Below are 9,840 nucleotides of genomic sequence, written 5' to 3'. Positions count from 1 at the left end.
GGGTGTGGCGGCGGCAGCGGTGTAGATGTTCAGTTGCAGGCCGGGTTCGGAGGGCAGTTCCATGGCTTCGAAGTCGAGGTCGAGTTGGCCCACTGCGGGGTGGCGCAGCCGTTTGCGTCCGCTGCGGTGGAACCGGACGTCTTGGGAGGCCCACCGCTGGCGGAACAGTTCACTCCGGGTGGATAGTTCCCCGACCAGTGCGATCAGTGCCTTGTCGTGAGGGTTGCGGCCGGCCTCGAGGCGAAGCATGGCAGCGGCGTCCTTGGCGATCTGGTCGTAGTCGACGAAGAACTCGCTGGCGTGGGGACCGAGGTAGACGAATCGGGTGGTGTTGGCGGGCCGGCGCGGATCGGCGAGCACGGGTGAGTAGAGCGCGCGGGCGAGTTGATTCATGGCGATGATGTCGTGGCGGCCGTTGCGAATCCACGCGGGTGCCTCGGTGATGGCGTCGAGGACCTGCTGGACGGCTGGTCGCACCGTGGTCGGTGGTGTGGGCGGTCGTCGGGTTGTGCTTGCTTGTGACTGGCGGGCGAGGGCGAGCAAGTGGTCGCGTTCGGCGTTGTCGAGTTGCAGGGCGCTGGCGAGTTCGTCGAGGACGCTGTCGGAGGCCCCGGCGAGGTTGCCGCGTTCCATCCGCACGTAATAGTCCACCGAGACACCGGCGAGCAGCGCGACCTCTTCGCGACGTAGGCCTTTGACGCGACGATTGCCGCCGTAGGGGGGCAGCCCGCTCTGTTCTGGTGTGATGCGTGCTCGACGTGAGCTGAGGAACTCGCGGATCTCGGTGCGCAGGTCGGTCGTGCCCATGGCTTCACCGTAGGTAGCGCGACACCATCGAGGAAGGTACTGGCATTACCCGGAACAACCGTCACTCCCCCTGCACGACGAATCGGAGTGCACTGGTTGGCATGAAGGCGCCTTACATGTACGGCGCGGGCGATGTCCGCGTCATCGATGTTCCTGATGCGGACACGCGCAGTCCACCGACACCCTCGTGCGTGTGGTCGACGTCTCAGTCGATCGTCGTGTGCAGCAGCATGATGTTGTAGTCCTCCCATCGCGAGGCCACGAAGTACAGGTCGTTTCCGGTGGACCAGGGGTGGATGTACGGCGCGTACAGGCCGGCGATCTGCGAACTCGTGACGAGGGCCCGCGGCTCGGACCAAGGCCCTTCCGGGGTTGGGCTGGTACGCATGTCGATTCGTCCGAGACGCTCGTTTCCGTACACCGCGATGTACTTCGAACCGTTCCAGTGCACGGACATCTCACCGACCTCGGGGCCGAACACCGGGGTGGCCGCATCGGCGTCACCGAGCACCCACGCACTGCCGTTCCAGTACTCGTAGGCCGCCAAGTCGAGGATCTGTGCTTCGGGGATTCGCGCCACGTGCGCAGGGCCGAATCTGCCGTTGGGCGTGCCGTAGTCGTAGACGAAGCCACCGTTCTTGACATACGCGTGCTGCTGGAAGTTGCTGTTACCCAAGGCAAGCTGCTGAATTCCCGGAACGTCGAGAGGAGTGTTCACGCGCGTGGTGGTCGCCACCGGAATCCAGTTCTCGCCGTTGTCCGTCGAGGTCGCGATGGTGGAGGCGTTGGTATCCCACACCCCCGGTTCCCCCCAGGCACGCACCGACATGAAGTTGACGTACTGCGTGCCGCCCACCGAGATCCCGGCGGTGGGAACCACGGTGGCCTCCACTCCGTAGACGCCGATGCTCGGAAGGATCTCGCGAGAGAAGTTGGGCGCTGCCGCCGTCACCGGTGAACCGGCGTAGAGATTGCCGGGTTGCGGGTTCGGCACAGTGATGCCGTCGGCCAGGTTGGCGTCGGAACTGCGCATCAACACGTTGCGCCGCCATTGCTGGCCATCGACACTGCAGTCGCCGAACGTGTCGCCCATTGCCGAGAGGATCTGTTTCTGGGCGCCGGTGCCACCGTTGTCCCACATGATGCCGAGGTCCGTCCCGGAGATCGAGAAGCGTGTGTTCGTTCTGTTTGCGCTGACCGGACCGGTGACCCATGCGACAGTCCGGGTCGATCCGGACAGGACCGGCAGCGGACCCTGCGGACCGTCGGGGTCTGTGCCGGAACTGCTGCTGCCGAATCCGCTGCTGCCTCCGCCACTCCCACCGCAGGGTGCCGCGCCCGCGGTTCCCGCGAACGAAACGGTGCTCACCATCGCGACGGCGAGGGCTGCGGAAAGAGTGCACGCTGATCGGACCGGTTTCATGGGCTCCCCTGCCTGTTTGAATTAGCGGTCGCCGACGAGACAGATGTTGCCCCTGTAACAAATGGTGTCAAATATAACTACTGGGACAACATAAGCGGCGATTCGGCAGCGGGAAGGCGGATCCAATCTCGATCAGGTCACGTTCGGGTGTGCGGGCCGGGCAAGCACCACGAAACCGCCCGTGAGTACGTGCACTCACAGGCGGTATTCGTCGAAGAGAGGTCTAGCGGACGGCGGTGTCGTCCCAGGTCCGACGACTGTCCCAGGTTGTGACAGCCCAGATCACGACCACGTCGAGGCCGATGATGAGGATCGACCACAGCGGGTAGTACGGGAGCCACAGGAAGTTCGCGATGATCGAGAGCGCGGCGAGGCAGATCGCTACGACCCGAGCCCAGGTGGCACCCGTCATGAGGCCGAGCGCGCTGACGACGAGGAGAACGCCGAGAACGATGTGGATCCAGCCCCAGGTGGTGAAATCGAACTTGTAGGTGTACTCGATGCCGACGACGAACACCTCGTCCTCGGCGACCGCCGCTATGCCCTGGAGGAAGGAAAGAACCCCCACTGTCAGCAGCAGAATCGCCGCTGCCAGGGACGTTCCCGCCGCAAAACCTTGCTTCACGGGACTGGTCGTCCTGGACTCCGGAGTGTTCGTCATGTCCATGCCTTTCTCGAAAGTATGTCTGCGAACAGTCGAATCGTCCGCCGTCCGCCCGCCGACGGCCTCATCCGTGCGGGGTGATCCTCATCTGTAACGGATGAGGCGGCCACGCGGCCGGGGATGGGACCGTGAAACAAGGCCATTCGGAGCGAAGACGAGAAGGAAGCGACATGACGCTCGACTTTTCCGACATAACCGATTTCGAGGACGCGGATCGCGGATTCGTCGACCGACTCGAACCATGCACGGTCACCGCGGAAGACGGCCGCCCGGTCTGGGACATGGAGGCATATTCCTTCCTCGACGCCGACTGCCCGGACACCGCCGATCCGAGCCTCTGGCGCCAGTCGCAGCTGTGCGCGAAGAACGGACTCTACGAGGTGACCGACGGCATTTATCAGCTGCGCGGAATCGATCTGTCGAACATGACGATCGTCGAAGGCGACACCGGCGTCCTTGTGATCGACCCACTGATCTCCCGGGAGACCGCTGCAGCGGCCCTCGCCCTCTACCGCCGGAACCGCGGTGATCGTCCCGTCACCGGGGTGATCTACACCCATTCGCACCTCGATCATTTCGGCGGTGTGGCCGGGGTCCTTCCGGACGGCCGGGGGGATGTGCCCATCATGGCGCCCGACGGATTCCTCGAACACGCTGTCTCCGAGAACGTCTATGCGGGGACGGCGATGGCCCGTCGTGCCGCGTACATGTACGGGTCGTCGCTCCCGCCCGGCCCTTGCGGACACCTCGGGGCCGGGCTGGGAACCATTACGTCGACCGGACATCCGGGGCTGATACCGCCGACCGTCGACATCACCCGCACGGGACAGGAGGAGACGGTCGACGGAATCCGCATCGTCTTCCAGGTCACCCCGGGCACCGAGGCGCCGGCGGAGATGAATTTTCTCTTCCCGGACCGACGCGCACTCTGCATGGCGGAGAACGCAACTCATAATCTGCACAACCTGCTGACGCTGCGCGGCGCCCTGGTTCGCGACCCGCGGGCCTGGGCGCGGTACCTCGACGAGGCGATCGAGATGTTCGACGGTGCATACGATGTCGCGTTCGCCTCGCATCACTGGCCCACGTGGGGCCGGGACCGGGTGGTCACGTACCTCTCACAGCAACGCGACCTCTACCAGTACCTCCACGATCAGACATTACGAATGCTGAACTCCGGGATGACCGGCATCGAGATCGCCGAGAACTTCCCGATGCCCCCGGCCCTCGAATCCGCCTGGCATGCACGCGGTTACTACGGCTCGGTCAGCCACAACGTGAAGGCGATCTACCAGCGTTATATGGGCTGGTTCGACGGCAACCCGTCGTCGCTCTGGCAACACCCGCCCGAGGATGCCGCCACCCGGTACGTGGAATGCATGGGCGGTCAGGACGAAGTTCGAAACAAGGCCGAGCGCTACCTCGACAACGGAGATCCGCGGTTCGCCGCCCAACTTCTCACACACGCGGTGTTCGCCGACCCCTCGGACACCGCGGCGAAGGAGCTACTCGCCCGCGCTTACGACACGCTCGGATACGGTGCCGAGAACGCAACTTGGCGCAACTTCTATCTCACGGGGGCACTCGAGCTCCGCAGCGGAATCGTTCCGCCTCCCATCAGTGACCCGAGCATCGACATACTCGGAGCCCTCACCGTCGAGCAGATCTTCGACTCGATAGCTCTGCGAATCGACGGACCCCGGGCCTGGGACCTCTCCCTTGTCGTGGAGTGGCGCTTCACCGATCCCGAGATCCGGTACCGGACCACGCTGTCGAACGGTGCGCTCATCGTGACCGCCGAGCCCCGAACACGCGCACATGCGGATGTGACCCTGACGCTGACCAAGATGCAGTTGCTGGGACTGCTCGGCGGAAGGGGACTCGACGGCATCGAGGTGGGCGGCGATCCCTCGGCCCTCGTCACCCTTACGGAGCTGATCGACACCCCCGACCCCGCGTTCCCGATCGTCACTCCGTGACCTTTCGGTTACGCGTTCATCCCCGCAGCCAGGCTATTTCTCGGTAAACTTCCGGAATCGGACTGATAAGTCGGAAAGAGGGTGCTTGTCGAAGGCGGTTTTCCCGGGTACGCGAGAGTGGAGTCGGTGTGACGGCAGTGTCGGTGTGACGGCAGTACAGCATCTCAGCGAATTCCACCTGAGCACTCGGATCCCGTCCGGTGCTGTCGGTCGCACTGTGGCCCGCGCCCGTCTGCACTCCGCACTCACCGAAGCGCTCACGAATCCCACCCATCCCCATCCGGTTGCGCTGGTGTGCGCCCCCGCCGGTTCGGGCAAGACGCGATTCGTCTCGGATTGGGCACGGGAAATACTCTCCGGCGACGCTCCCGTCGGCGTCGAGCCCACAATCGCGTGGCTCACGATCGACGAGCGGCACAACTGTCTCGGTCCGTTGCACCATGCAGTTGCGCGCGCACTGATCGAGACGGGAAATCCTCGACTCCAACGTGCCTGCGCAGCATTGGATCCCGAGGCGGCCGATTTCGGCTCCCTCCTTTCCGCCGCGGTGCACGATCTCGGCGAGCACATCTGGATCGTCGTCGACGATGCCCATCTCCTCCTCGACGCCGCGGTGCTCGCCGACCTCGAATCGTTTCTCCGTTGGCAGCCCCCGACTTTCCGCACGATCATCTGCGCCCGGTTCGAGCCGCCACTCGCGTTGCAACGTCTCCGTCTCGACGGCAAGTTGTTCTCGATCACCTCACGTGAACTCGCCTTCACCTCGGAAGAAGCGGCCGCCCTCCTTGCCGAGCACGACGTGCATCTCGGGACCGAGGATCTCGGGGCACTGATGAACCGCACCGAAGGATGGGCCGCCGGCATCCGCCTGGCCGGAATGTCTCTGGAAGATCACCCCGATCCGAGCCGCCTGATCGCCGAGTTCACCGGCAATCGACGAACAGTCGCGGATTATCTGATCGAAGAGGTACTCAGCGACCAGGATGACGACATGCGCGAGTTCCTTCTCCGGACCTCGGTGCCCACGTCGTTCACTGTGGAACTGGCCGAGAAACTCACCGGTCGTGTCGACGCCCATGACAAGGTGGCCTGGCTCGAACGGCACAATTTTCTGATCAGCCGGGTCGCCGAGAACCCGACACGGTACCGCTACCATCCGCTGCTCCGAAGTTACCTTCGCGCCGAGATCAGCAGAATCGGCCGCGTGGAGGTCGAGGAACTCGAACTCACCGTGGCCCGCTGGCATTCCGAGTTCGGTGATGCGCTGCTGGCGCTCGAACATGCGGTCAACGCCGGCAATTCCGACGAAATCGTGGCGCTACTCGGCGAGAAGTCGTTGTCGCTGATCATCGGGGGCCACGGCGAGGCGGTCGACCGGCTTCTCGCACGGGCACCGCGGCGGGTCGTGGAACACCCGTTCGCCGGTCTCATTCGTGCCGCGGCGGCCCTGACCGCCGGTAATCTGCCCGTCGCCGCCTCCGCTCTGGAGTTTCTCGACAGAAGACGGTCCCAGGGATTCACGGAGAGCGCGATCGACACCCGGCTACACCTGCTGATCGGCGAGGCGCTGCGCGTCCAGACCGCGATGCGGACCGGCGACATCGATCAGGCACTCGAACGACTGCGCCAGCTGGACGTCGGATCCACGGGCGACTCCGAAATCGACGCGTTCGTGCTGCTGCAGGAAGGCGAGGCCCTGCTCTTCCTCGGGCGAACCGAGGAGGCCGGGGACATGCTCGGAAGGGCGCTGGCCCACGCACGCAGCGGACAGGATGCGCTCACGATGATGCACTCTGCCGGATCTCTGGCCGCGATCTCGATGTCTCGTGGCGACGTGGCTCAGGCTGCGGCGCTCGTGGACGAGGCCCTTGCCCTCAGCCGGGATCATGGCGTGACGGACGACGCGTTGGTTTCGCTCGTGAAGATCGTCGGTGCCTGGTGCCGCTACGTCCGACTGGATCGGGGCGCAGCTGGGGTTGCCGCCGAGGCCGCAAGTGCGGTGCGGCTGTCCGATCCCGAGATCGCCGGTCTCGCCGACGGCGTCGCCGCATTGTTCGAACTCGACGCTGCGGAGCAGCGGCACACGGCGGTGGCCGTGCTGCACGCTCACAGTCCCGTCTCTTCGGGCAGGCCGGTGCCGCCCGGAATCCGCGCCGCCCTTCTTCCCGCGATCGGGCATGTCTATTTATCCGCAGGCGAGTTCGCGTGGGCGCGGGAATTGGCCACCGAGGCGCACCTGATACTCGGAACGGTGGGCGAGACTGCACTTCTGGAGGCAATGCTTCATCTGCACGGTCGTCGTCTCGACCTGGCTCGCCGAACCCTGCAACCGGTGCTGGACGGCAACCTCGAATGTGCTGCGGCAACGAATCTGATTGCCGCGTGGCTCGTCGAGGCGGAAATTTCCCTTGCCCGCCAGCAGGATTCACGTGCTCACCATGCGCTGTCGGAAGCCCTGCGGCTGGCGGAACCGGAATCGATCCTGCGTCCGTTCCACGACTGCGCACCACGGGTGCGGGAACTCCTGGTGCGGAGTACGGGGCGGTTCGGCCCGCGCGAGAAGTTCACGGACACGCTGCGAGCCTCGTTTCCCCGTTCGCCGACCGCCACATTCGAGACGCTGACGCCGCGTGAGCTGGAACTTGTCGTGGAGCTTCCGTCCTGGCGCACTGCCGAGCAGATCGCAGCAGACCTGTGTGTGTCGGTCAATACGGTGAAGACGCATCTGCGCGGGATCTATCGCAAACTCGGTGTCGCGTCACGGCGTGAGGCCATCGCCGCCGCGCAGCAGGTGGGACTGCTCTGACAGCTTCACCACTTGCGGGTGAGGCGCGAGACACACCGTTCGGGCCATCCTGAGTCCAGGCGTAGCGCACCCGACACGACCGCGTTCACGAGGAGCCGCTGTGGATCGATCGGCTTGGCCCCAGGGCGTCAGGTATTCGTTCCTGATCAGTGGCGTGTTGTCCGACCGGGTCGTCGCAGCGTTCCCCGAGTTGGAGGTCTCCGACGTAACCACCGGCGACACCACGCTTTACGGCCGCGTCGCCGGCCCCACGGATCTCCGGGGGCTACTGGCCCGATTCGATGCTCTGGGATTGACGGTCATCGAGATGCGGCGGCTGACCGACTGAACCCGAAGGACTCGGCGACAGCGGACTCCACACACCCGTCGTGACTGGCCAGAAGTCCTTCACGTTCGTCCGCCGAGAGGCCGCCCCAGATTCCGTACGGCTCGGCGGCGCCGAGCGCATGCGCGCGGCATTCGACCACGACCGGGCATCCGCGGCAGATGACCTTGGCCCGAAGGTCTCTCTTCTCGCGTGCCCGGCCGCGTTCGCGATCCGGATGAAAGAAGGTCGCCGAGTCGAGGCCGCGGCAGGCGGCGTCTCGCTGCCAGTCCCAGACCTCGGAAACCGGGGCGGGCAGGGTCAGCCGTGGGGACATGCGCTCCTCCAGTTTGCTTGCGGGCTGCCCCGGGTACAGGAAGCAGCGTGCCCAGCTGACACTAGAGGACCTTTTGCTGTACATCAATACATACTTTCGCATTTCCAAGGTCAAAGGGTGCGGCAAAGTGCACGCACCAAGGGCCGGGATGACTGGACACCTTCGCTCGTCCGAGAACCGGGCCACCCGATAGACTGACGGCGGTGCGCCGGGAAGTCTGGTCGGCAATCGACTTGCCGTACCACGACGAAGGACACCGCGTGACTCCTCCACACCCCGCCCAAACTCCGCTCTTTCCCCACGGTTCGTGGGCGGAGAACTCGCGAATCGCCGCGATCCTCCGCAAGGAAACGGTGGGTGGGGCGCTCCTACTGATCGCCACCGTCATCGCACTGACCTGGGCCAACTCGCCATGGTCCGACTCTTACACCGCACTTCGTGACTTCACCGTCGGGCCAAGCGCCCTTCATCTCGACCTGTCACTCGGAACGTGGGCCGCGGACGGGTTGCTGGCAATCTTCTTCTTCGTCGTCGGTCTGGAACTCAAACGGGAGTTCGTTGCGGGCGATCTGCGTGACCCGCGGCGCGCGGCGTTGCCGATCGTGGCAGCCGTCGGCGGGATGGCGATGCCCGCGCTCATCTTCGTTCTCGTCAATCTCCGCACCGGCGACGGCGCTCTGAAGGGCTGGGCGATCCCCACCGCGACGGACATCGCGTTCGCGGTTGCCGTGCTCGCCGTCATCAGCACTCACCTGCCGTCGACGCTGCGTACATTCCTGCTGACGTTGGCTGTCGTCGACGACCTCCTCGCCATCACCGTCATCGCCGTGTTCTACACGGACGAACTCTCCGTGCTCCCCCTGGTGGGCGCGCTGATTCCGTTTGCGGCGTTCGCGTTCGCGGTGCAGCGCCGCAACCGATCCTGGTGGGTGCTGCTCCCTCTCGCCGCCACCACGTGGGCGTTGATTCATGCGTCGGGTGTGCATGCCACCGTCGCAGGCGTCGCTCTCGGATTCGCGGTCCCGGTGCTCCGCAGCCATGCCGCCGGCGGGCCCGACGCGGGACCCGGTCTGGCCGAACACTTCGAACAACGTATCCGCCCGCTCTCCTCAGGGTTCGCGGTTCCGGTCTTCGCCTTCTTCGCGGCCGGCGTCACCTTCGGCGGCCTCACCGGGCTGACCGATGCGCTCACCGACCCGATCGCGCTGGGTATCGTCGCAGGACTCGTCGTGGGCAAAACCCTCGGCATCTTCGGCACGACGTTCCTGATGTCCAAGTTCACTCGTGCCACCCTCGATTCCGGCTTGCGGTGGATCGACGTGCTCGGCATCGCTCTGCTCGCCGGCATCGGATTCACCGTGTCGCTGCTGATCGGGGAACTCGCATTCGGCGAGACGGGTCCGCGCGTCGACCACGTGAAGATCGGTGTGCTGGCCGGGTCCGTCGTCGCAGCCGTCATCGCCTCGTTTGTCCTGCGAATCCGCAATCGCGCCTACCGGCGAATCTCCGAGGAGGAGTTG

General features: G+C 65.0%; 8 protein-coding genes. 4 read left to right on the top strand and 4 right to left on the bottom strand.

Annotated elements, in window-relative coordinates; genetic code table 11:
* The 3 genes from WAW17_RS21635 to WAW17_RS21625 all read right to left on the bottom strand — a co-directional run.
* On the bottom strand, positions 1–807 hold an 807-nt coding region (locus WAW17_RS21635), incomplete at its 3' end, for a helix-turn-helix domain-containing protein (RefSeq protein ID WP_422334966.1).
* A gap of 205 nt (positions 808–1,012) precedes the next feature.
* Complete coding sequence (locus WAW17_RS21630) at positions 1,013–2,230, bottom strand: DUF4185 domain-containing protein (protein WP_422334965.1); 1,218 nt, start codon at positions 2,228–2,230, stop codon at positions 1,013–1,015.
* 223 nt (positions 2,231–2,453) lie between these two features.
* Entirely contained in the window at positions 2,454–2,897 is a 444-nt protein-coding gene (locus WAW17_RS21625; protein ID WP_422334964.1) for a DUF7144 family membrane protein, read from the bottom strand.
* A gap of 167 nt (positions 2,898–3,064) precedes the next feature.
* Here WAW17_RS21625 and WAW17_RS21620 point away from each other — a divergent pair, with 167 nt between their 5' ends.
* From WAW17_RS21620 to WAW17_RS21610, 3 genes are all read left to right on the top strand, one after another.
* On the top strand, positions 3,065–4,873 hold the full coding sequence (locus WAW17_RS21620; protein WP_422334963.1) for an alkyl/aryl-sulfatase: 1,809 nt from the start codon (positions 3,065–3,067) through the stop codon (positions 4,871–4,873).
* A gap of 145 nt (positions 4,874–5,018) precedes the next feature.
* Positions 5,019–7,679: a LuxR C-terminal-related transcriptional regulator gene (locus tag WAW17_RS21615; RefSeq protein WP_422334962.1), complete on the top strand. Its 2,661-nt coding sequence runs from the start codon at positions 5,019–5,021 to the stop codon at positions 7,677–7,679.
* Between the two features lie 100 nt (positions 7,680–7,779).
* Positions 7,780–8,007 carry a hypothetical protein gene (locus WAW17_RS21610; protein WP_422334961.1) on the top strand — a complete coding sequence of 76 codons (228 nt, stop codon included), beginning with the start codon at positions 7,780–7,782 and terminating at the stop codon, positions 8,005–8,007.
* Here the strand turns inward: WAW17_RS21610 and WAW17_RS21605 are convergent.
* Complete coding sequence (locus WAW17_RS21605; RefSeq protein ID WP_422334960.1) at positions 7,979–8,320, bottom strand: WhiB family transcriptional regulator; 342 nt, start codon at positions 8,318–8,320, stop codon at positions 7,979–7,981. The genes WAW17_RS21610 and WAW17_RS21605 overlap by 29 nt on opposite strands.
* A gap of 260 nt (positions 8,321–8,580) precedes the next feature.
* Between WAW17_RS21605 and nhaA the strand changes: the two genes are divergently transcribed.
* A partial coding sequence (gene nhaA, locus WAW17_RS21600; protein WP_422334959.1) for a Na+/H+ antiporter NhaA occupies positions 8,581–9,840 on the top strand: 1,260 nt, incomplete at its 3' end.

This window comes from Rhodococcus sp. (in: high G+C Gram-positive bacteria) (assembly GCF_049286785.1).
GTDB lineage: Bacteria > Actinomycetota > Actinomycetes > Mycobacteriales > Mycobacteriaceae > Rhodococcus_F.
The sequence above is the reverse complement of the archived record's forward strand: the minus strand, read 5'-3'. Positions and strand labels throughout refer to the sequence as shown.